Genomic DNA, 21,417 nt, shown 5'->3' with positions numbered 1-21,417 from the left:
TTTTAATTCAATTCTATTTGTACGCCTAAACCTCTTCCCACTCTGGTTCCGGCGGCAATCGACTGGCTGGTTACTTTGCCTGAGCCTATTACTTTTGCCTTCAGGCCTGCATTTCCAATCAGGTAAAGTGCATCCTTTAATCCCATTCCCGATACGTTAGGCATTACCCCTCGGCGTTCGGTATTTTCCTGAAACACTTCCCCTCCGCTGGTATCCACAATATTATAGTACTCTGATTTTGACGCGAAAAGTGGCTTAAAACCAAATGCCCTGTACACTTTCTGAGTAGCTTTGCTTTGTCCGGCCTTAGTTGGCGGATTACCGGGAGCGCCTACCAAACGTGTTGGTGCATCAGTACCCATCTGCATGTCGCTGGCGTAAATGCGGTCAGCCACCTCCCTGAATACCGGTCCTGATACCAAAGCACCGTAATAGCCACCCTTTGGATCGTTGATTACCACAATCATGGAATACTTCGGTTTATCTGCAGGGAAATAACCTACAAAAGATGCCTGATATTGCTTCTTGGCCCTGTAGCCTTTATTGGCATCAGCTACCTGCGCTGTACCGGTTTTACCAGCTATTCTATATAATGGGTTATGCACATACTGTTTTCCACTTCCCTCAATCACCACCCCTTCGAGCATGTTTTTGATCTTACTCAATGTTACATCAGAGCAAATTTTATCGTTTATCACCCTGGCTTTGAACTGCTCAATCGGGTTACCCAACCTTCTGATCTCTTTCACAAAAATGGGCGCTATGTATTTACCGTTGTTAGCCACCGCATTGTAAAACGACAACATTTTTAATGGTGTAAGCTGCATTTCGTAACCATAAGCCATTTGCGGCAAAGTCATTTTACCCCAACTTTTGTTGGATGGGTTTTTGATCACCGGCTTAGCTTCACCAGGGATCTGCAGTTCCAGTTTCTGGTTCAGGTGCCAATCAAATAAATGATCCGTAAATTTCCGGGGATTCTCTCCGTACTTACTATTGATCAGGTAAGCGATAGCCGCATTAGATGACTGTTCGAAAGCCTTTTTAACCGTAACCACCCCAATACTTCCGTGCGAATCTTTAATCATGTGACCTGGAATTTTATAGTTCCCAGTACCCACCATCAAATTGGTATCAATAAGCTGATCCTCCAGTAGAGCCATATAGGATGCCAGTTTAAAAGTTGATCCGGGATCCTGATTTCCGGCGATGGCATAATTGAATTTCTCTTTATATACACCTTCCTCTACCTTTGAAAAATTGGCGACTGCCCTGATTTCACCGGTAGCGACTTCCATCACAATGACCGCACCATGATCTGCATCATATTTAATCAACTGCTTTTCCAGTGCGCTTTGCGCCAGATCCTGCATGTTCACATCAATGGTGGAAATGATATCTGCCCCATCTTTTGGTGCTACTTCAGCCTCTTCATTTACAGGAATATAAACACCACCTGCAATGCGCTGCATTAATCTTTTTCCGGTTTCACCGTTGATGTATTCTTTATATGCTCCCTCCAAACCTACACCGTTGGCTACGTTCTCATTTTTATATCCGATGGTACGGGCAGCCAGGGCCTGGAAAGGCAAAATCCTTTTGTTCTGCTGCACAGCAATTAAACCACCACTAAACTTGCCAATATTGTATAGCGGAAACGTGCGAATGGTTTTCAAATCAGCATAACCCACTTTGCGGTGGATGAGTAAATACCGTGCACTGTCCTGACGACCTCTGCGCAGGTAGCGGGCATACTCCTTTGCGGTTTTATCCTGAAAGAGCTGAGCAAGCTTAATGCCCAGGGAATCTACTTTTTCGTTAAAAACCTTATCTTCTGCAATCCCACCGGCGAACATATCCATACGCAGCTCATATTCAGGCACCGAAGTGGCCAGTAAACTGCCATCGTTGGAATAGATGTTTCCGCGGGTAGCCTCCACATTTACGTAGCGTGTGGACAAGCTATCTGCCATAGCCTTCCATTTTTTGCCCTGTACAAACTGCACCTGACTCAGGCGTAAGAATACCGCCAAAGCAAAAAGCACAATTAAGCCAAATGCCAGATATACACGAAGCAAGATGTTTGCTCTAATATTCATCGCTTTTAACAATTATTTTTTTGGGTGGTTCGATTAATTCTTTAATTCCAAGGGTATCTACCTTTTTGGCTACTTCTGTCAGTTTGCTTCTGAACATGAGGTCGGCCTTTAAGGATTTATATTCCCATCTTAATTCTTTTACTTCTTTATTTAATTTATCAATGCGGCGAACATTGTTCACTGCAAAGTGGCTATTGGCAATGTATATCATCCCCAAAAAAGCCAGAAAACACAAAAAAGGCAGCGCATCAGTTGCCGCCTCTTTCGTAACCAATCCATCGTTAAATAATTTGCTGATGAATGAGTTACTATCCATTTTCTCTTCGGCTGTCCGCGGTTTTTTAGGCGCTGGCGCAGCTTTCAATTCAGGTTCAGGCCCGATTTCTTCCTCCTCTATATCCTCTCTAAACCTGTTCATATCTTCTCTGCTATTCTAAGTTTAGCACTTCTGGCCCTGTTGTTTTGTGCAATCTCCTCGTCGCTGGCTACTATCGCTTTGCGGGTAATCACATTAAATGGTTTCTGCTGATTTCCGAAAAAGTCTTTCTCTACCTCTCCCTGAAACTTGCCTTTAGCCATGAAATTCTTTACCGGGCGATCTTCCAGCGAATGATAAGACATCACCACCAAATGTCCTCCCGGCTTCAATACTTCTGATGCCTGCTGCAGAAAATCTTCCAACACCTGTATTTCGGCATTCACCTCAATCCGCAGCGCCTGAAAAACCTGCGCCAGGTATTTATTTTCTTTTCCTCTTGGTATATATTCGGCAATGGCCGATTTTAAGCTATCAATATCTGTAAACGGTTTCTCCAAACGGGCAGTTACAATGGCACGGGCCAATGACTTTGCGTTTTTCACTTCACCATAAATCCCGAAAATTTTATGCAGTTTATCTTCTGCATAAGTATTCAATACCTGGGCTGCAGTGAGGTCGCGGTGCTGATCCATGCGCATATCCAGGTCGGCATTGTACCGTATGGAAAAACCACGTTGCGGAATATCGAACTGATGCGAGGACACCCCCAGATCGGCCAGAATACCATCAACCTGTCTGAACCCTTTCAAGCGCAGGTTATTTTTTAAGAAACCAAAATTCTGATCAATAAAGATGAAACGGTCGTCGGCCGGAACATTTGCCTGTGCATCAGGATCCTGATCGAAAGCAATGAGTACGCCCTTTGGACCAAGGTGTTTCAGTATTTCCCTGGAGTGACCGCCACCACCAAAAGTAACATCCACATATACACCATCGGGTTTGATATTTAAACCATCAATACAAGGCTGAAGCATTACGGGAACATGGTAATTATTCTCCATCAACGCCTCCTTTCTTATCTCCCATTACTTTCTGCGCCAGGTTAGCGAAGTTGGCAGGCACATCATCAAAAATATCTTCGTAAGATTTTTTATCCCATACCTCAATTCGGTCGAGCTGGCAAGCCAGTACGATATCGGCACTGATGCCTGCATATTCGGTTAAAGACTTTGGTAAAAGCACCCTTCCGGCAGCATCGAGCGACAGCTCTGTAGCGCCACGGGTGAATGCACGGACGAAAGCCCGGTTTTCCTGATCGTAAATATTCAGCCTGGCAAGGTCGGCCACAACGGCATCCCAAACATTTTTAGGATAGATCACCAGATTTTTTTCAAAACCCCGGTTGATGATAAGCCCCTCACTCTCAGCAGCAGGCAATTGTTTCTTAAGCGCAGCAGGAACCGAAAGGCGGCCCTTTGCGTCAAGTTTACAATCGAATTCTCCTAAAAGTTGGGTCATAGTGGTAGCTACACTTTTTATGTAGTGTAAAAGTAAAGAGTTCTACCACTTTTTACCACAATTTACCACAAAAAAGTTTTCCACATCGTTTTTGTTACACTAGAGTGCCAAAAACAGACCAAAATGAATTTCGGACTACGGATTTAAAACCCATTAAACACTGATAAATAACCACTTATAGACATTATTTTCAAAAGTGGGAGAAAATCCCAAATCCGGATATCCGGTGGGAGACCCGCCCAGTACTTTGACTATTTCAGCAAATATTGACGATTTTCAGCTACAAATGTAAGGAAAGGGAATGGTTTACCTGATTGCGCAGCTATTTACCGGCGGAAATAAAAAACCCCTCAACATCAAGTGATGTTGAGGGGTTTAAATAACAGCGAAAACGCGGAATAGTTGAGATTATCTCAGACTATCCATTGATGGCTTTCACACCCGGAAGTTCTTTACCTTCCATATATTCCAATAATGCACCACCTCCGGTTGATACATAACTTACTTCATCTTCCAGACCGAATTTAGCAATTGCCGCAGCTGAATCACCTCCACCGATCAGCGAGAATGCACCGTTATCTTTTGTAGCAGCAACCACCGCATCAGCAATGGCTTTGGTACCTACCTGGAAGCTTTCCATTTCGAAAACGCCCATCGGACCATTCCACAATAATGTTTTAGAGTTTTTCACTACATCAGCAAATAAAGCAGCTGATTTCGGACCGATATCAAGGCCCATCCAGTCGGCCGGAATCTGACCTGCATCTACATCTTTTTTATCTGCGTCGTTTGCAAACTTATCAGCAATCACCGTATCTACCGGAAGGATCAGGTTTACGCCTTTTGCTTTCGCTTTTTCAATTAATTCTAATGAAAGCTCTTGTTTATCGGCCTCTAAAAGTGAAGTACCGATCTCACCGCCTTGTGCTTTTGCAAAGGTGTAAGCCATACCACCACCGATGATCAGGTTATCTACTTTATCCAATAATTTTTCAATCAGGAGGATTTTATCAGATACTTTCGCACCACCCATAATCGCCGTGAACGGACGCTCTGCATGGTTTAAGATTTTCTCTGCATTTTCTACTTCCGAAGCCATTAAATAACCGAAGTATTTTGCATCCGGGAAAAACTGTGCAATGATTGATGTTGAAGCATGTGCGCGGTGTGCAGTTCCGAAAGCATCGTTTACATATACATCACCTAATTTAGATAACTTCTCTGCAAAAGCTATATCCCCTTTTTCTTCTTCTTTATAGAAACGCAGGTTCTCCAGCAACAACACTTCACCTGGTTTTAAATCTGCCGCCTGGCTTGTAGCGCTTTCGCCGATGCAATCGTCTGCAAACTTCACCTCGGTACCGATCAATGTTGACAGATCAGCTACGATGTGTTTTAATGAATATTTATCCGTCGGACCATCTTTCGGGCGACCCAAATGCGACATTAAAATTACTGCACCACCATCTTTCAGAATTTTGCTGATGGTTGGCAATGCTGCACGGATTCTTTTATCGTCTGTAATGTTGAATTCAGCATCCAATGGAACGTTAAAATCAACTCTGATGAGCGCTTTTTTATCTTTAAAATCGAACTGGTCTATCGTGTTCATGTTTTATATATTATGGTTTACGTTTAATTTCATTTCGTAATGGAAGCCTATTCCGGGAATGTCAAATTCAGGAGACATATTTACAAAGCCGAGTTTCTTATAAAAACCGGCAGCGGATGAGCGTGCATTGCACCATAAATAGGCGGTATTGTATTCTTTGAGGTATTCGATGGCAAAGCTGATCAATGCAGCACCAAAGCCCTTCCCTCCTTCATCGGGATGGGTAGCCATGCCCCGCAGCTGATAGCCTTCTCCTTCACCAGGGAAAAAATCATTACGCATAAAAGTGGCGACGCTTTTGATTTCGCCGTCTGCATGATAACCCAGGTGAAAGGTATCGTAACTGGTATCACCTTCGAAAACGCATTCGGCGAGGGGCTTTCCGTTTCTCAACATGAGGCTCCTTAAGGGAAGTACTTCTTCGGGAAGGATGAATTTTACCATATATTTATTAGCGAGAATTGAATATGAAGTAGCATGTAACGAGTATCGAGCCTCATCGTAAAGCTTCCAGATGCTTCGCAAACGTTTGCAAAGTTAATAAAGCATTTGAAATCACCTAAAAAAGGAAGGTCACAATTTTGAACATCTAATTAAGATTAAGCAGGTGTTGGTTTGAACCGGGAGATAGAAAGCATGGTGAAAGGCTCTGCTTTAGTGTCATCACTGGGGTTGCTGTTTGCAATTAACGAATTGTTGTGAGCAAGACAAAGCTTAAAGGTGCTTTAAACGCCTCCAGAGGCATTCCAAATTTTATTTTGTTGATTATTATCAATAAAACGGTTGACTGTAGTCATGGGAAGTGCGGGGATCTTTCATCAATTTCGGTTTAAATTAACCTAAGAATATCATGAAAACTGCATTTGCTCCGGAAAAGGCCGTCCGGAGGTCCATCCTCTCTGCTGGCTATCTGTATCCTGAAACACCCGAGGCGCTTAGTACAGGGAAGCTGAACTCTACAGATCTATCTACACCTTTTCGGGACAATTCCAACTGAAGCAGTACAATGGGCGATGTATTCACGGTATTCTTTCGCTATTATGAGCTGGCATCGCGTTTAGTGTCATTTATTTGGTGTAAATTGCGCCTTCGTTTCCAGCAGCTTAACCCCGAAGAACTTTCCTGGATTTTAGCGGGACTGGCGCTGCTGGGCCTGGCATTTTACTCCGACCTTCTGAACTCATCCCTCAGGGAGCTTTTTGTGAGGTGAGCAGGAAACAAACAATCATCTTTATCATTTTCGGGGACTATAGTACCCTGGATTCAAAAAGTAAGTAAATGGAAGGATCCAGGATCTTAATTATCGTTAACAACATTGAGTTAAGCTCGAAGATTGCGGATATTTTAACCGTAGGCAAGTACTATGCTGAAGTGACTGCCGATGGGAAAAAAGCGGTAGAGCTGATCCGGAACCATCCTTTCGACCTGATCATCTGTGGCATTCCACTTAATGGCATCGATGGCTTTGCGGTGCTCAGAACAACCAATAAATTTATGGAGACCTCGGGCATCGGTTTCATTATGCTTATAGCGGAAGCGGAAGCTAACCGCACCCGGAAAGCGATGGAGCTTGGGGCAGATGGTTTTATTATGCATCCTTTTGATGATGTAGAGTTGCTGAACCTGGTTGAGGTACGCCTGCGGAAGCGGCGGTTTCAACATGAGCAATTCCTGCGTGAGCGGCTTCAACTCAAACGCATGAGCAATATCAGCGATATTATGGGCTGGCTGGGTTCGCGTTTAGAGAAGTTCCCGGTTAAAACCTATAAAAAGAACCAGCCGCTTTATCATCAGGGTGAGCGACAAACGGGTCTGCATTTTGTGAAGCATGGGCGGGTTAAAACCTTCCGCAGCAATGAAACCGGACAACATATTATTACCGCCATATATGGGGCGGGTGCTTATTTCGGCATTGAGTCGTTAACCCTGGGTTATGAAACGCTGGATAGCGCGGAAGCACTGGAAGCGGTTCAGGTGGTGACTATACCCAATGGGGAGCTGCAGGAGATGATCATGGAATACCCTGACCTCTTGCGGATCTTCGTGAAGGACCTGTCAATTGCGGTAAACCAGCTGAGCGAAAGGGTGGTGGATATTGCCCATCACTCTGTGCGCAAAAGGGTAGCCAACGCGATACTGAGCCTGAGCATTGCAGAGGAAAATAGTGAACGCAGCCGGAAACTATCGCTATCGCGGAATGACCTGGCCAGTTTTGCCGGTGTAGCTGCTGAAACCCTCAGTCGTGTGCTGAGTGAGCTCACAAAAGAGGGCTTTATTAAAAAGGAAGGCAATGATATTCTTATCGGACATGCCGAGGGATTGGCCACCATTAAAAATTAGGAATATTTTCATCAAGCTCTTAATGCTCTACATAGGCTGCATATACTGCGGGCGATAAGCGCTTTGTCAATCCCGGATAAGCGCGCTCGAGATAACCTTTGCGGGCTACGGCATTATCCAGCCTGAATAAATGTGAGATGTGTTCTAACCCGCTCACCGCTTTTGGATAGAGCAAATGGCTGAATAAGCGGTTAATAATGGGATATTGCACAGCACCTGCTTCTAGTGCTTTGGTATCGAGGATCAGCAATCGCGACGACTCCAGGGTTTCGATCTGCATGTTCTGCGCGCTGAAGCGATCGCTGATGAGTATGCTTCCCGACACCCCAATCCAGATGTCCTGGCGATACAATTCATTCATTGTAAACCCGTTGATCAGTCCTTCACTTAAGATAATGAACTGATCAGGGGCTAACTTTGAGAGCGGAATTACAGTGCCTTTTGTTAATTGTTCAAAGCGGGTACAGCTGTAGAGAAATCGCAGGGCTTCCGAGTGCTGGTGGTTATCAATAACAGGTGAAAATAGCTGCAGAAAATCTCTTAAGTTCATGACAGGGGCTGCCTGATGCATAGTTTTTCCTGGGTTGGTTATCATTATAGTCAATATTTGTTTTCAATAGGGTAAACAAATATTAAAAATGTATCATGAACCGCTCATGATTTTAAACAAGCGGGAAATTGATTGTAGTCAAGATTTTACAACCAATGAGAATAAAGGGAAGAAGTGTATTTGAATAGCCGTGTGGAACCAAACGATATTATGAAGCCATATGAGCATCAAGCGCCCCTATCCTCTTCACTACATCGACTAACCTGCTGCTGTATCCAAACTCATTATCGTACCAGCCTACCACTTTAACCATATCACCAACGATAGAGGTTAATAGTGAATCAAATACGCATGAATGTGGGTTATCAATTACATCGATGGATACAATCGGATCTTCGGTATACTGAATAATATTTTTTAAATCACCCTCTGCTGCCGTTTTAAATGCAGCATTGATCTCTTCAATGGTGGTTTTACTTTTCAGCAGGCAGGTAAAATCGGTAAGTGATCCGTTAAGTACCGGTACACGGATACCTGCTCCTCCTAAACGTCCTTCTAATTCAGGGAAGATATGGGTAATGGCTTTCGCTGCTCCTGTTGTAGTGGGAATAATGGATGATGAAGCTGCCCTGGCCCTGCGCAAATCTTTGTGATTGGCATCATGCAGGTTCTGATCGCCCGTCATCGAGTGGATGGTGGTGATATAACCTTCTTCAACCCCCCAGTTATCATTCAGGATCTTGATCATGGGCGCAATGTTATTGGTGGTACAGCTGGCATTGGAAAGCACTGTAGCAGTCAAATCAATCTGATCATCGTTTACTCCAAGCACCACCATAGGGATATCATCTGCCGCTGGCGCTGAAATCAATACCTGTCTGGCACCTGCTTCTATGTGCTTTTCAGCTGCCTCACGGGTAAGGTTTCTGCCTGTACAATCTACCACCAGATCGACCCTTAAAGCCGACCAGGGTAATTCTTCGGCATTCTGAATTGAAAACACAGGTATCGTGGTGCCATTTAACACCAGGGCATCGGGTTTTGCACAGATATTGCCTGAGAATACCCCATGAACAGAATCATACTTAAACAGATGAGCCATGGTTTTAGCGTCAGCCAAGTCGTTGATTGCCACAACTTCAAATCCCTCGGCTACTGCAAGGCGAAGAAAAGTTCTTCCTATCCTACCAAACCCATTTACTGCTATTCTCATTTGCTTCGTAATTATTGTGCGAAATTAGCATTAATTTAAGAAAGAATGTACTTGCAAGATTGAGCATGGTATATGGCGCGTGGAAGATGGAAAATCGATGACGGAAAGGTGGAATGAGTGGATGATAAATCGCGTAAAATTATCAGATCTTTTTCCGTATCAGCCTTAAAGTAATCAATCCATTGAAAACCATGCAAAACACGATAATCAGAATAATGAGGGTGAAGTTCCCCAGATTTTGCAAGAGTACTACCGCAGCAACAATTCCTGTGTTTAGCCCGGCGGTAAGGATAACAATCCGGTTGGGCTTATATCCCAGTTGTTCGAGACGGTGATGAATATGGTTCCGGTCGCCCCTGAACGGAGATTTACGGCTCAGAATTCTGATGGTAAAAACCCTTAGAGAGTCGAAAATAGGCACCACTAAAATGGCTACTGCAATAGCCGGGGCAGAATAGAATTTAGGATGAACGTAGGGCGTAAACTTATTGAGTTCGATGAACCTGATGGCCAATGCCGCAGACACCAAACCAATGATGAGCGCACCTGTATCTCCCATAAAAATCTTCGCAGGGAACCAGTTGTACTTTAAAAATCCAGCAACGGCACCTGCCAGGGCAAAAGCAATTGCCGCATAACAAACCTCGCCCATTATGGTGAACAGCAATCCAAAGGCCAGGTTGGCCAAAATGCCGATTGTACCTGCCAATCCATCTATGCCATCGATCAGGTTGAAAGCATTGTTAAGGAATATGATCAGTACAATGGAAAATAGTGCTCCTGCCAATGCCGGTATGTCGCCAATCCCCAGCACACCATACAAGCTGGTTAGCCGGAATGCACCGAAAAATACAAGAATAAAGGCTACAGAAATCTGGAGGAGAAATTTAGTACGGGTATTGGTTCCATGCACATCGTCTTTCAGTCCGAGGGCGGCAAGGATTAGACAGGAAGCGATGAGGAAGTTGGCATCCTTAAAGCTGATCACAGCAGAGAAAAGCAGAATGGAAAGGGTAAAGCTCCCCACAATTGCTAAACCGCCGAGCCTTGAGATGTTTCGCTTATGGTTTTTACGGTGAAGGTCGTTTTTATCGAATAACCTATATTTTAAAGCGGTGTATATGATGCTGGGTACACTTAAGATCACAATGGAAAATGCCAGTATAAAAATGGCAATGTAAAAGTACTCTGGATGTGATGACAGTATATCTTTAAACAAAACGGGAACGGTTACTTAACAAATATATTGATTACTTTTTTGCCTGATCAAAAAAGTAACAAAAAAATCAAGGCCTGACTTTCTTTACTTTTTTGCTTGATCAAAAAAGTAACAAAAAAATCAAGGCTTGCATCTTTTCTTGTAAAAACCGACGAATCGCTGAAGGCGGCAGGCTTCAGGCTCTCCCCCCTTCACCTCCCCATCTCACCGCTTAACCCTGCCTTGGACAGTAGAAATTTGAATGGAATTGCAAAGCGCTTCGTGGATTTTCCTGCGAAACTCTGCTATGCCGGATAGCAGGGTGCAGATAGCGGGCGCGTAAGCAATACGATCTTAAACTATACGATCTTAAACCATCCGATTTTAAAACTATACGATCTTAAAGATTACCCAAACTGTTTCAGTTTACTCAGCTTTTTCATTATCAGTGCCAACACCGGGTTCGGGATGCCATTGCGTTTCATGGCTTTGTAATCATCTAGCAAAGCATTAAATAGGCTTTTGATGGATCCGTTACTTACCCCGCCTGTACGCATGTTCACCATCAGCTGTGGCAAGTAATGTGCTTTCAGGTTGTTCTTGTATAGAAACCTTAAGATTAATTCGTAATCGGCAGCGGTGCCTAAATCCAGCGCGTAGTTGCCATGCTTTTCGAACAATGTTCTTTTCATGTACAGTGTTGGGTGTGCGGGCATCCAGCCTTTTTTGATATCCCTGCTCGTAGCTTGTTTAGATTTCCATTTACGGATGATCTTTCCTGATGAAGGATGTACGTAATGAAGATCGCCGTAAATGGCATCCGCTTCTTTTTCTGCAAATGCCTCTGCTACCTGCGCTAAAATCTCCGGACCGGCCAGCGTATCGTCGGCATTCAGTATTCCTATCACATCCCCTGTTGCTCTTGCAATTCCTTTATTAATCGCATCATACAATCCGCGGTCGCTTTCAGAAATAAAATAACTAATCTGGTTTTTATGCTGGTCTATAATCTTTAGCGTTCCATCGGTTGACCCGCCATCTATCACGATATATTCGACATCAGGATGCGTTTGCGCAAAGACCGATTGAAAGCAGTCTTCGAGATAGGCTTCTCCGTTATATACTACCGTGATGAGGGATATCTTCATGTTATCAGGCGCAGCTGTTTGCGTTTCGCAGTAAAAACCGCAGCGAGGGTAAATATAGCTAATAGTGGGATATTATCATCCAGAGAACAGTTGTCTACACTGAAATAGGATAATTCTCCTATATCTCCAGCGGATTGCGTTCTATAAACTGTTCCGTCAAGTTCGTTGATAATCGTACAGGTTCCGTAACTACCGGCACTGCACCTTCCTGTGTTATTGGTATAGCCATCGGCATTTCCATCATGGTCGAAGTCGTTCAGAAAGTAAGGCACACCACCATGATATTTAAAATCAGGTGTCGTCCAGATGCGTAAGCCTAATCTGCAGCCATAGACGGGCGTATCAGGTAAGGCATATAGTGGGATGAATAAGAGCGGGATGATTAAGTTTAACTTTTTCATAAGCTAAAGGATTAATCATGAAGTGAAGATATTTTTTTTTGCTCAAAATTGCAAGAGTGTTAGAAGGCATCTTCGGAAAACCGCCTCCTTGCCAGGTCTAAGGGGATTTTTGTGTGAAAAAGCGGGTTTAAATGGGTATTGACTGCGTTTTCTTTGGTTTTACCCAAACAATGTGCAAGGAATGTGCAAGGAATGTGCAAGCAAAGCGCAGGGAAGTTATCCGCCGTGATACTACCAACCTACTACCTACCTCAGCCTGAGGATTAGCGTCGGCGGAATTGCTTCATTGTGAATAAGCAAAGATAATAAAACCTCGTTTGCAGCGAGTGGCTAGGATAAAAGTGGTCAAAAAAGGCTTTAAAGGGGTAATGAAGAGACTTTTCTAGGGGTTTTATCCTAGCATGTTCCTTTCTGGTTCCTACCTTGTTCCTAGCTGGTTCCTTTCTGTTAAGTGCGAAGGTACAAGGAAACATAAGCCTGACTACTGTCTTAACTATGACATTCGAGGATGCGAAATAGATATAAGATCAAATACTATCTTTTGTCATTGAACTAGTGCTAAATATTGGTTTTGCTTTAACTTTTCCGTCTAATCATCACCAAACCGACCATAGCAACAGAGGCACCGACAAGCCAGGAGTAGTCATCGAGATTGCATTCCAGGATATAACTTGAATAGTAAATGCCATTGTCAACCGGCCGCAAAAGATCTAAACCAAGTGTACACAGGAGAATTTTTACTCCACCTAAACTAATTCCAACGGTGGGATTTCCATGGCATACCTGACAAGTACCCATTATTGTTCCTGAAATACAATTATTTGTACCGATTGGAGAATCTGCTTTAAACACATTCATACCGTTCGAAAGAAGATCCACTTGAACAGAACTGCTTGTCCTTGTTGAATAAATGGTGTTCCCAACCAGACATCCCTCAGCAGAAAATGTTTTTGATGTAACCAATAAAAAGATTGCAAATATGGACAACCTTACTCCTCGCATAATACCCAACACTTGATGTAGGTATAAATTTACAACTATACCACTTTAGGGGCTTCGTTCTTTTTGTTCAACTAACTGCAAGATACTTTCGAATTAAGTGTCAATAACTTAAATTCGAAAGTATTTTAGTTGTCCTTAATAATAATTTTTATATATTAAAGGAAGAAAAGTTCTCGGTATGAGGAAAATTATTGGGATAAGTAATTGTTTTTTTCCCTCATATAAATAAAAATTAACAGCCCTATTGGGATCAGAAGAAAAGGGACATAGTCATCAATTGGGAGAGTTGCTACACATGAGGCGCGTTCATCAACTTCAACCCATGAACCATAGGCAGCTCCATCCTGGTTATCTGTTGTATTTACATAAGTATTTACCCAACATCCAGCATATCCTGCTTCACTATGAGATCTTATTTCGGAAGGTGAATATTCATTACAGTTTGCTACAGGGTTATAAACCTTATATTTAACCGCTCCGTTTCTATTATAAACTTTATATGTTCCGTTTCCATAGAACGTAGTTTGCCCGATTAGAGATGTATATATCACGCCTGGCCCTCCATCCAGCAGGCAACCAACTATTGTAGCAGCTTTAGTACTATTGGTTAAACCTAAAGTAAGTAAAATTAATGCAATTTTTGCTATATATCCAACACTATTATAGTTAGATATATTGTGCAAGCGAGAAATTTTGAGCAACAAACGAACTAAACCATTTGCTCGTACATATGAGAACATTATCCGGGAATACAAAACGACTACAAAAAGTATTATTTAAAAGACAAAATTAAACAAAAAATTCTCTGAATAAAATGAACAAGCGCTGAATACAGATTAGGATGACAATCCTTTTTTAGCTTCAAACAATTTTAAAAATGAAAAATGACGTTTAAAGCAGTCTAGAGGGAGTAAATGATACTTTTTGTGGTAATAATATAGATTACAAAATTTTGTATTCGTTGATATTCATCAACAAAAAAATATTAAATGTTAGTTTGCTCAACAATAGTTCCTTTAAATCTATTCGAAACCGAGGCTTCAGCAAGTCCAGCAGTTTCATAGATTAAATGATTAAGATAATACCTTAACATTCATTTTGGTTCGAATTGCAAAAAAACCTAAAAATGAAATTGGAAATAGTATTATAAAAAGACTGTTGTCAATCGGGCATCGATATATGGTATAACTATTAACCAAAACACCCCCTCCTATATAAATTTCATTTCCTGAAGAGTTCGTTCCATAGACATCACAAGGCGTTGAAGAATTTACGACGCTTCTAGCAAACACTCCGTTGGGGAAGTTTGTACAATTGAAATTTCCTGTGCCAAATACTGCATAATTATTATTTGCCGGTGTGGATGTAAAAGTATTTCCCGTACGAGTCGGGTGTTTAATGATATACACTCTTGCGCCTGCTGATGTATTCCCAACATAGCAAGCTGGATAGGTCTGGCTAAAACTATTATAAGAAACAGTTACAGAAAATAGGAAAAGGCTTATTATAGCGATGTTCTTCATAGAGCTGATATAGTTTTGGAATACTACACAAAAGACGTTCCAAAAACACATCAATAACTAATTAATTATACAAACGCAATTTTAGTATTGCATTGGGATATCTATATTACATACACTCACTCGCCTGATCCAACAGATGAGTTTAATAAATTTTATTACAATTAAAATCTCTTTGAATTATTTGAAAACTAGATTCATGAAAGCTTATCAAAAGTTAAGAGGCGAATATCTTCGTCTGATGCCAAATAATCCTAAGAAACCAGCAAAAATAATTAATAGGGGAATATAATCATCCAACGGACAGTTGGCTACATTAAAGGTAACCCTGTTACCAGATTGTTGATAATTGGCACCATCGTTTGTGGCACCGCTTCCATTATAGCCAGCATAGCAAGTAGGACCAGCAGTGGAGGTAAGTATATAATATGAGTTTGAGGGAGAATTTCCCGCTTGACAGCTAGCTTGATTACCATATCTAACAGTACCACTACCTTGATAAAAGGTTGTTGTTCCCGAAAACTGAGGAACATAGTAAACTTTAGGTCCAGCAGAGGTATTTATTAAACAACCTGTATCAGCTAATACCGGGAATGCCAAAAATAGCAGTACCGCGTGTATAATTGTTATAATTATACTTTTCATGAAAATCAAAATTTGGGACGACGACTAATACTAAACTAGTAGAAAGCAAACAATTTATCAGCTACCTAAATAGTTCACTAATGCCACAAATATATTATATTGAAAAGCTTAAATGTAATATCGCCATTATATTCTTTTATTTTGACTATTATTTAACATTCTGGAAAAAGATCAATATATATATGCCGATGACCAATATTTCTAGACAGTATTTGTCAACTGAAAATGATAATTTAAATGTGACTAAAATATTAATTTATGGCTCCTATTATTTAGAATATTAAATACAGCATAAGCTCCTATGAGAAATAATAGAAATAATGTATAGTTGTCGATTGAACACCCTACCACACCAGTAAAGTGACCATTTGTTCCTGGCGTGTAAGTAGTAGGGCAAGAAAACCAGCCAAACAATCCGCACCCCGAAGAACTGCCACTTTATTTGACATAACAAGTTCCTGCACCGACTATCCAAGCGTAACATGAATAACGAGAATCTTTAGAATCATAATTCTCCCATTCAGAATTTTGATCACCAGAATCATTCCTGAATAATGGGTTATACCCGGGTTCCGCTGGAGTCGAAACCTGATAGCGTCGGGTCCCCACTTTACATCCAGGACTTATTACGGGCTGAGCACTAAGCTCATAGCAGATTGAAAAAAATAATAAAAAGAAGATAAGCGATTTCATATCAAAAAAGAAAGCTCAAAACTAGAGCATTAATATTCCTAAATTGACTAAAAACCGCTTTTGCTATTGACAATTCTCAAACCAAAAATCGCCATATCGTCTATCTTGTTAGACAATATGGCCGTAAAGAAATCGCATCGGATATAATGATATTAATAGATCAAATATTCTGTACAGTTATAAAATATTCTCCACCCACCCGCCTTCTTAAGGAAATATAGAATGGAGATAAAATCATGAATGAAAGAAGTGCTATCAGATAAGGATCATCTATAGGACAGTTTAGAAGATTATAATCTACGACTTTACCACTGCTGCCAACTCCAAAACAAGTTGTACAGTTGGTGGAATAAGTATGAGTTATACTTGCATATTGATCAAATGTTGTTGAACCTGTTGGACAATTATCCAAACTATAGAAGTTGCAGGAATATCCGAAACCAGCAAATGCGTAAACACGGCCATTGGACAATCTACATCTTTGTTGAACCTGAGCATACAGATTGTTAAAAAAAATATAACGAAAAAGAATACGAGAGTAAATTTAATTTTCATACTATGGATTTTTAAATCCTAGCTTATCCGGGGAAGACGATACATAGACGTAATTGACTTGGAGGTTAGATTTTACTTTTACAAAAAATTTGCTATCCATATAAGATGATTTCAAGCATCATTATCAGCCACTCTTACAAGATTTGTCATATAAAACGTATTTTCGCATTTATATTCACTTTAAGAGGTTCAAAGGTCTTATGTTATCAAAACTAGAAACACGCAAATTCAGCTTCTTCATACTTTTAGTCAGCCTATTATTTAGCTGCTCTGTACGTAAAGAAAGAGCACTATTCAATGCTCCCAGCGACATAGTTACTGACACCATCAAGCAAGTTTATGTAGTGAATGACCAAGGTATAAGCGATGCGTATTATAAAATAAAAGTAGAGGATAAACTTGCTGTACGTAATGTACAAAATCCAGAGTTTGGCGCATCAAGTGGAACAGGAAGTCAAATATCGGGTGCTGCAAATGGTACAGGAGGCGCGGCTGGAGGAACATCCTCCAATGTTTTATCTTATCCTGTAGAGCCCGATGGTATGGTGAACTTACCTGCAATCGGAAAGGTCGCAGTTGTTGGCCTAACCAGAAGAGAAGCTGCGATTAAAATTCAAGACGCTTATAAGAGCAAATTACTAAAAGACCCTATCATCGAACTCACTGTAGTGAATTTAAAAGTCACACTTTTAGGTGAATTTGGTAAACAGGGGAATTTTTACCTGGAAAGAGACAACATTAATTTAATCGAAATGATTGGCGAAGCCGGAGGGATCACGAAAAATGCAGATCCTAAAACCCTAAAGATAATTAGAGGTGACCGTTCACATCCTGAGCTTATTTATGTTAATCTTACCGATATAAATAGTTTAGCCAGTAAAAAATTAACGCTTCAAAATAACGACATTATCATATTGTTGCCGACTAAAAGTTCAGCTTTCAATGATAAATGGACAAGCATCAATAACTTTATTCAGCCAGTTTTGGTAGTGGTAAATCTTGGTATCTTAATTCTTAGCTTAACTCGTTAATGGAAGCAGCAGATCAGTTTAATCAAAAGAAATCGGTTAGCCAGCAAATTGATTTTTACAAAATATTCAGGGTATTTTTAAGCCGCTGGTACTGGATTGCAGGCTGCGTATTGATCGCTTTGGTTTTGGCCAAAGTAAATTTGATGTTTACGCCACCTGTTTATCAAACAGGTGCTTCGTTAAAATTAGAGGATAGCAATCCTGCGGTAAGCACAGGAGGAAGCATGCCGATGCAAAACTATAATTACACGGATAAAATCCAGGCAGAAAGTTTTACCATCCGAAGCAACGAAGTAATTCTAAATGCCATCAACACGCTCAATTATAAGATAAGCTACTACGTTAAAGGTCGCATCAGAACGACTGAACTATACCCTACTGTCCCTTTCGTAATCGAGATTATCAAACAAGACAGTGTGAATTTTGGACGCTCACTTTACGAAATCGCCGCAGTAGATGAAAAACACTTCGCTTTATCGATCGCTGATCAAAAGGGTTCCAAAACTACTTATGCTTATGGTCAGGAAATCAAACAAGGTAATATGGTTTTCAAAATCAAAGACCATATCTCTCCAAGTAGCATATATCAGTTTAAATTTAACACGAAAGAGGATTTTGTTGGCCGGGCTATGGGCGGATTGTTTATCGGAGAAGCGGCGCGGTTTACTAACGTAATGAGTTTAAGCCAAACTGATGCTAACCCTGTATTTGCGGCAGATGTACTCAATGCCATCATGAAGGAATATGTATCATACGATGTTATTCAAAGGCGGAGATCTGCCAGGCAAACCGTTGAATTTATTGATAACCAACTCGGATTTATCGATCAGGAAGCGAGCAAAGCAGGAAGCACGTTAGCAAATTACAAGTCTGCAAATAAGATAATGGACATGGGCTCAGCTTCATCTATGACGGTAGGAAAACTCACAGACCTTGAAAAACAAAAATCAGAGTTACAACTCAAACAATTAGGCATTAAACAATTACAGGAACAAGTAGATAATAACCGATCCAAAATTGAAATTGGTGTAGACCTGGATGGAGAGATTGCAGCCGGATTGAGCACATTCGTTGGTCAGCTGAACACCCTATTAGCGAATAGAGAACTTAAGCTTAATCAATTCAATGCAGATTCTCAACCAGTTAAGTTAGTTGAACAACAAATCTTAAATGTAAAAAATAGCATCCGGTCGGCAATCAAAGGCATGTTGGAACGCAACCTTCAAACTATTAAATACATTGATAACCAACTAAGTGGAGTAAACCAAAGCATTAGTGGCATTCCTGTTAAAGAGCAGAAATTCGTCAAGCTGCAAACCAATTTCGAAGTAAATAATAAAGTACGTTCATACTTATCGGAGAAAAAACTAGAAGCTGAAATGAATGCAGCGGCTATTGTTCCAGGGGCGTCAATCGTTAATCCAGCATATCCATCATTTTATCCCATCTCTCCAAACGATAACAAAGTTTACACCACCTATATCATGTTTGGCTTGGCAGCGGGATTCGGTTTGATTCTGCTCGTTAGATTTTTGAATCCATTCATTTATGATAAGGAGATGGTAGAGGGCTTAACCAATACACCTATTATCGGAGTTATTCGTCAATTTCCTGATTATATCGATCAGGACAATCGCCAGGCTTTGTCCATTGCTAAACCGAAGTCGGTATTTGCTGAATCTGTCCGATCGGTAAGGACCAATCTGAGCTTTTTAGCGAGCCATAAGCAGAGTAAAGTCATTTGTATTACTTCAGAAATTTCTGGTGAGGGAAAATCTTTTGTGACGGTGAACTTAGCTGGTACCATGGCATTGATTGAAAAGAAAGTAATATTAATTGCTGCGGATTTACGTAGATCAAGGCTTCACAAAGCGTTTGGAGTTGACAATAAAAAAGGATTAAGTTCCCTGTTATCTGGACAGCATCAGCTCTCGGATGTAATGATTCATGATGAAATACATCACATCGACTTTATCCCTTCTGGTCCGGTTCCTCCAAATCCATCTGAATTACTGCATACAGCAGCAATGAAGAATTTGCTTAAAGAACTTGAAAAAGATTACGATTATGTGCTGGTAGATACTGCTCCAGTAGGTTTGGTATCAGATGCTATTCCATTAATCAGAAACTCTGACGTAAATCTCTTTGTAATCAGATCTGGTGTATCAAAGCAAAGGGCAGCAAATATTCCTGAACGTTTATCGCGCGAATACGGCCTGAACAATATGGCGATTGTTTTAAATGCATTCGGCGATGATGCTTTGTACGCTAATTACTATACAACCGATTATTCACGTGGTGGGGGTAACAGCACCTATTACTATTCTGATTATTCAGGATATGCAGGTTCCGGTTATTATGATGATGAAAACAGAAAATGGTGGATGTTCTGGAAAAAGAAATAAGCAGCTTGTTAACCCTTTGGTCGTACCATGTTAACCCTTCGTTAACCTTTTCCTTACCCATTGTTAACCTTTTCTGTACCCATTGTTAACCCATTGGTAACCCCTGGGGTTAATAAAGGGTTAATAAACAGTAGAGAATGGGTTAATAACGACAACAGCGGAACCATACTATCCTTAAGTCTGGTATAAACCTAAGAAAAGCTTTTTGACAAAAAGCAAGATTAATAAGTTATAGAAATCCTCACTAATTCATTACTTTTGATTTCGTTCCTGCGAATCCAAACAGATTTAATTGTAAAGCTTAGTCGACATGATGATTGTTCCCCGTATTTATTTCTACTATTTGAGGTTTAAATCCAAATATGCCTTTCTAAATTCTATTCAGGCAGAATCTTCTTTATCTTTCGAATAAATTCACGAATTTAGCTTCATCCAGCTTTTTCAATAACTGAAGAAATTCTCAATGGTAGGTTATTTTCGCAAAGATCCTGAACTGAAATATGATTGATCCACAGTACAAATGGTATCCGGTTTACACCCGTTCAAGGGCGGAAAAGAAAGCTTATGATGAGCTGTTGAGGAAAGGTATTTCTGCTTATCTCCCATTAAAAAAAACGGTAAAACAATGGAGCGATCGGAAGAGGATTATTGAAGAGCCTTTAATTAAATCTTATCTATTTGTGTATATTTCGGGCAGAGAACATGCGGAGGTTTTGATGACCAATGGCATTGCAAGATTCCTTTATTTCTCCGGCAACATCGCCAGCATCCCCGAGCAACAAATCAACGATCTCAAACTGCTTCTCGCTACAGATGCAGATCTGGAGGTTTTCGATTATGATATCCGGCCGGGGCAAAAGGTATTAATTAAAGCGGGGCCCTTTAAGGATATGGTTGCTGAAATGGTGTCATTACATAATAAACAACGTATCATTTTACGTTTACAGAATATGGGTTATGCGATTGAAATTAATACCTCGATGGCTTTTGTGGAACCGCTTTGAGAGATTTAGAAAAGTGCTTTAAGATTTGAGAGGGGTTGATTGGGCGATAAATAAAAAATACTGAACTTTGTTCAGAGGGATATGTGAAGGAGATTTACATTATTAGTTGCCAGTTATTTTTTTTAAAAAAGAATGTAACTGAGAGGGCGAAGCTGCGCACGGCCGATAATAAAAAAGGTTTATTTAATGATTGAGTTTCGAAATACGACAGTAACCTAAAGTGT

Annotated in this window: 20 protein-coding genes; 5 read left to right on the top strand and 15 right to left on the bottom strand. The window is 40.8% G+C overall.

Annotated elements, in window-relative coordinates; all coding sequences use genetic code 11:
- Positions 1 to 2 precede the first annotated feature (2 nt).
- The 6 genes from AC570I_RS01020 to AC570I_RS00995 form a co-directional block, all read right to left on the bottom strand.
- On the bottom strand, positions 3 to 2,099 hold the full coding sequence (locus AC570I_RS01020; protein ID WP_497403596.1) for a penicillin-binding protein: 2,097 nt from the start codon (positions 2,097 to 2,099) through the stop codon (positions 3 to 5).
- Entirely contained in the window at positions 2,089 to 2,517 is a 429-nt protein-coding gene (locus AC570I_RS01015; RefSeq protein WP_047798262.1) for an FtsL-like putative cell division protein, read from the bottom strand. Before AC570I_RS01015 ends, AC570I_RS01020 begins: the two co-directional genes overlap by 11 nt.
- Positions 2,514 to 3,419: a 16S rRNA (cytosine(1402)-N(4))-methyltransferase RsmH gene (rsmH, locus tag AC570I_RS01010; RefSeq protein WP_047798263.1), complete on the bottom strand. Its 906-nt coding sequence runs from the start codon at positions 3,417 to 3,419 to the stop codon at positions 2,514 to 2,516. Before rsmH ends, AC570I_RS01015 begins: the two co-directional genes overlap by 4 nt.
- A complete protein-coding gene (gene mraZ, locus AC570I_RS01005) occupies positions 3,409 to 3,876 on the bottom strand; it encodes a division/cell wall cluster transcriptional repressor MraZ (protein ID WP_047798264.1) in 468 nt (155 codons plus the stop codon). Before mraZ ends, rsmH begins: the two co-directional genes overlap by 11 nt.
- A gap of 418 nt (positions 3,877 to 4,294) precedes the next feature.
- Positions 4,295 to 5,488 carry a phosphoglycerate kinase gene (locus AC570I_RS01000; RefSeq protein WP_497403593.1) on the bottom strand — a complete coding sequence of 398 codons (1,194 nt, stop codon included), beginning with the start codon at positions 5,486 to 5,488 and terminating at the stop codon, positions 4,295 to 4,297.
- A gap of 3 nt (positions 5,489 to 5,491) precedes the next feature.
- Positions 5,492 to 5,932, bottom strand: a complete 441-nt coding sequence (locus AC570I_RS00995) for a GNAT family N-acetyltransferase (protein ID WP_497403591.1) — start codon at positions 5,930 to 5,932, stop codon at positions 5,492 to 5,494.
- Between the two features lie 406 nt (positions 5,933 to 6,338).
- On the opposite strand from AC570I_RS00995, the gene AC570I_RS00990 reads away from it, so the two are divergent.
- Both AC570I_RS00990 and AC570I_RS00985 read left to right on the top strand, forming a co-directional pair.
- Positions 6,339 to 6,485 (top strand): hypothetical protein, encoded by a 147-nt coding sequence (locus AC570I_RS00990; protein WP_497403589.1) that lies wholly within the window; start codon positions 6,339 to 6,341, stop codon positions 6,483 to 6,485.
- A 281-nt stretch (positions 6,486 to 6,766) separates the two neighbouring features.
- On the top strand, positions 6,767 to 7,828 hold the full coding sequence (locus AC570I_RS00985; RefSeq protein WP_497403587.1) for a cyclic nucleotide-binding domain-containing protein: 1,062 nt from the start codon (positions 6,767 to 6,769) through the stop codon (positions 7,826 to 7,828).
- Positions 7,829 to 7,847: 19 nt separating this feature from the next.
- Here the strand turns inward: AC570I_RS00985 and AC570I_RS00980 are convergent, their stop codons facing one another.
- The 9 genes from AC570I_RS00980 to AC570I_RS00940 all read right to left on the bottom strand — a co-directional run bounded on the left by AC570I_RS00980 (position 7,848) and on the right by AC570I_RS00940 (position 15,505).
- Positions 7,848 to 8,423 (bottom strand): hypothetical protein, encoded by a 576-nt coding sequence (locus AC570I_RS00980; protein WP_497403585.1) that lies wholly within the window; start codon positions 8,421 to 8,423, stop codon positions 7,848 to 7,850.
- 163 nt (positions 8,424 to 8,586) lie between these two features.
- Positions 8,587 to 9,591 carry a type I glyceraldehyde-3-phosphate dehydrogenase gene (gap, locus tag AC570I_RS00975; RefSeq protein WP_497403583.1) on the bottom strand — a complete coding sequence of 335 codons (1,005 nt, stop codon included), beginning with the start codon at positions 9,589 to 9,591 and terminating at the stop codon, positions 8,587 to 8,589.
- Between the two features lie 142 nt (positions 9,592 to 9,733).
- The gene (locus tag AC570I_RS00970; RefSeq protein ID WP_497403580.1) at positions 9,734 to 10,810 is read right to left on the bottom strand and encodes an MraY family glycosyltransferase; all 1,077 of its coding nucleotides are present in this window, start codon (positions 10,808 to 10,810) and stop codon (positions 9,734 to 9,736) included.
- Between the two features lie 386 nt (positions 10,811 to 11,196).
- Positions 11,197 to 11,937: a glycosyltransferase family 2 protein gene (locus AC570I_RS00965; protein WP_497403578.1), complete on the bottom strand. Its 741-nt coding sequence runs from the start codon at positions 11,935 to 11,937 to the stop codon at positions 11,197 to 11,199.
- A complete protein-coding gene (locus AC570I_RS00960; RefSeq protein WP_497403576.1) occupies positions 11,934 to 12,338 on the bottom strand; it encodes a hypothetical protein in 405 nt (134 codons plus the stop codon). Before AC570I_RS00960 ends, AC570I_RS00965 begins: the two co-directional genes overlap by 4 nt.
- Positions 12,339 to 12,914: 576 nt before the next feature.
- The gene (locus AC570I_RS00955; RefSeq protein ID WP_497403574.1) at positions 12,915 to 13,340 is read right to left on the bottom strand and encodes a hypothetical protein; all 426 of its coding nucleotides are present in this window, start codon (positions 13,338 to 13,340) and stop codon (positions 12,915 to 12,917) included.
- A gap of 188 nt (positions 13,341 to 13,528) precedes the next feature.
- On the bottom strand, positions 13,529 to 14,080 hold the full coding sequence (locus tag AC570I_RS00950) for a hypothetical protein (protein WP_497403572.1): 552 nt from the start codon (positions 14,078 to 14,080) through the stop codon (positions 13,529 to 13,531).
- A gap of 333 nt (positions 14,081 to 14,413) precedes the next feature.
- A complete protein-coding gene (locus tag AC570I_RS00945; RefSeq protein WP_497403570.1) occupies positions 14,414 to 14,863 on the bottom strand; it encodes a hypothetical protein in 450 nt (149 codons plus the stop codon).
- A gap of 207 nt (positions 14,864 to 15,070) precedes the next feature.
- The gene (locus AC570I_RS00940) at positions 15,071 to 15,505 is read right to left on the bottom strand and encodes a hypothetical protein (RefSeq protein ID WP_497403565.1); all 435 of its coding nucleotides are present in this window, start codon (positions 15,503 to 15,505) and stop codon (positions 15,071 to 15,073) included.
- Positions 15,506 to 16,953: 1,448 nt separating this feature from the next.
- On the opposite strand from AC570I_RS00940, the gene AC570I_RS00935 reads away from it, so the two are divergent.
- The 3 genes from AC570I_RS00935 (at position 16,954) to AC570I_RS00925 (ending at position 21,193) form a co-directional block, all read left to right on the top strand.
- Entirely contained in the window at positions 16,954 to 17,784 is an 831-nt protein-coding gene (locus AC570I_RS00935) for a polysaccharide biosynthesis/export family protein (RefSeq protein ID WP_497403562.1), read from the top strand.
- The gene (locus AC570I_RS00930; RefSeq protein WP_497403560.1) at positions 17,784 to 20,189 is read left to right on the top strand and encodes a GumC family protein; all 2,406 of its coding nucleotides are present in this window, start codon (positions 17,784 to 17,786) and stop codon (positions 20,187 to 20,189) included. Before AC570I_RS00935 ends, AC570I_RS00930 begins: the two co-directional genes overlap by 1 nt.
- Before the next feature lie 500 nt (positions 20,190 to 20,689).
- Complete coding sequence (locus AC570I_RS00925) at positions 20,690 to 21,193, top strand: UpxY family transcription antiterminator (RefSeq protein WP_497403558.1); 504 nt, start codon at positions 20,690 to 20,692, stop codon at positions 21,191 to 21,193.
- Positions 21,194 to 21,417: the final 224 nt, after the last annotated feature.

It is taken from the genome of Pedobacter sp. A2324 (genome assembly GCF_059693705.1).
Note: the sequence above shows the minus strand (reverse complement) of the source record. Positions and strands in the feature narration are given on the sequence as shown.

Coding starts and splice junctions, on each gene's coding strand:
- AC570I_RS00990 (WP_497403589.1), top strand. CDS start 6,339: ATGAAAACTGCATTTGCTCCGGAAAAGGCCGTCCGGAGGTCCATCCTC.
- AC570I_RS00995 (WP_497403591.1), bottom strand. CDS start 5,932: ATGGTAAAATTCATCCTTCCCGAAGAAGTACTTCCCTTAAGGAGCCTC.
- AC570I_RS01000 (WP_497403593.1), bottom strand. CDS start 5,488: ATGAACACGATAGACCAGTTCGATTTTAAAGATAAAAAAGCGCTCATC.
- rsmH (WP_047798263.1), bottom strand. CDS start 3,419: ATGGAGAATAATTACCATGTTCCCGTAATGCTTCAGCCTTGTATTGAT.
- mraZ (WP_047798264.1), bottom strand. CDS start 3,876: ATGACCCAACTTTTAGGAGAATTCGATTGTAAACTTGACGCAAAGGGC.
- AC570I_RS00960 (WP_497403576.1), bottom strand. CDS start 12,338: ATGAAAAAGTTAAACTTAATCATCCCGCTCTTATTCATCCCACTATAT.
- AC570I_RS00940 (WP_497403565.1), bottom strand. CDS start 15,505: ATGAAAAGTATAATTATAACAATTATACACGCGGTACTGCTATTTTTG.
- AC570I_RS00985 (WP_497403587.1), top strand. CDS start 6,767: ATGGAAGGATCCAGGATCTTAATTATCGTTAACAACATTGAGTTAAGC.
- AC570I_RS00980 (WP_497403585.1), bottom strand. CDS start 8,423: ATGATAACCAACCCAGGAAAAACTATGCATCAGGCAGCCCCTGTCATG.
- AC570I_RS01015 (WP_047798262.1), bottom strand. CDS start 2,517: ATGAACAGGTTTAGAGAGGATATAGAGGAGGAAGAAATCGGGCCTGAA.
- AC570I_RS00945 (WP_497403570.1), bottom strand. CDS start 14,863: ATGAAGAACATCGCTATAATAAGCCTTTTCCTATTTTCTGTAACTGTT.
- AC570I_RS00930 (WP_497403560.1), top strand. CDS start 17,784: ATGGAAGCAGCAGATCAGTTTAATCAAAAGAAATCGGTTAGCCAGCAA.
- AC570I_RS00935 (WP_497403562.1), top strand. CDS start 16,954: ATGTTATCAAAACTAGAAACACGCAAATTCAGCTTCTTCATACTTTTA.
- AC570I_RS01020 (WP_497403596.1), bottom strand. CDS start 2,099: ATGAATATTAGAGCAAACATCTTGCTTCGTGTATATCTGGCATTTGGC.
- AC570I_RS00965 (WP_497403578.1), bottom strand. CDS start 11,937: ATGAAGATATCCCTCATCACGGTAGTATATAACGGAGAAGCCTATCTC.
- gap (WP_497403583.1), bottom strand. CDS start 9,591: ATGAGAATAGCAGTAAATGGGTTTGGTAGGATAGGAAGAACTTTTCTT.
- AC570I_RS00925 (WP_497403558.1), top strand. CDS start 20,690: ATGATTGATCCACAGTACAAATGGTATCCGGTTTACACCCGTTCAAGG.
- AC570I_RS00950 (WP_497403572.1), bottom strand. CDS start 14,080: ATGTTCTCATATGTACGAGCAAATGGTTTAGTTCGTTTGTTGCTCAAA.
- AC570I_RS00955 (WP_497403574.1), bottom strand. CDS start 13,340: ATGCGAGGAGTAAGGTTGTCCATATTTGCAATCTTTTTATTGGTTACA.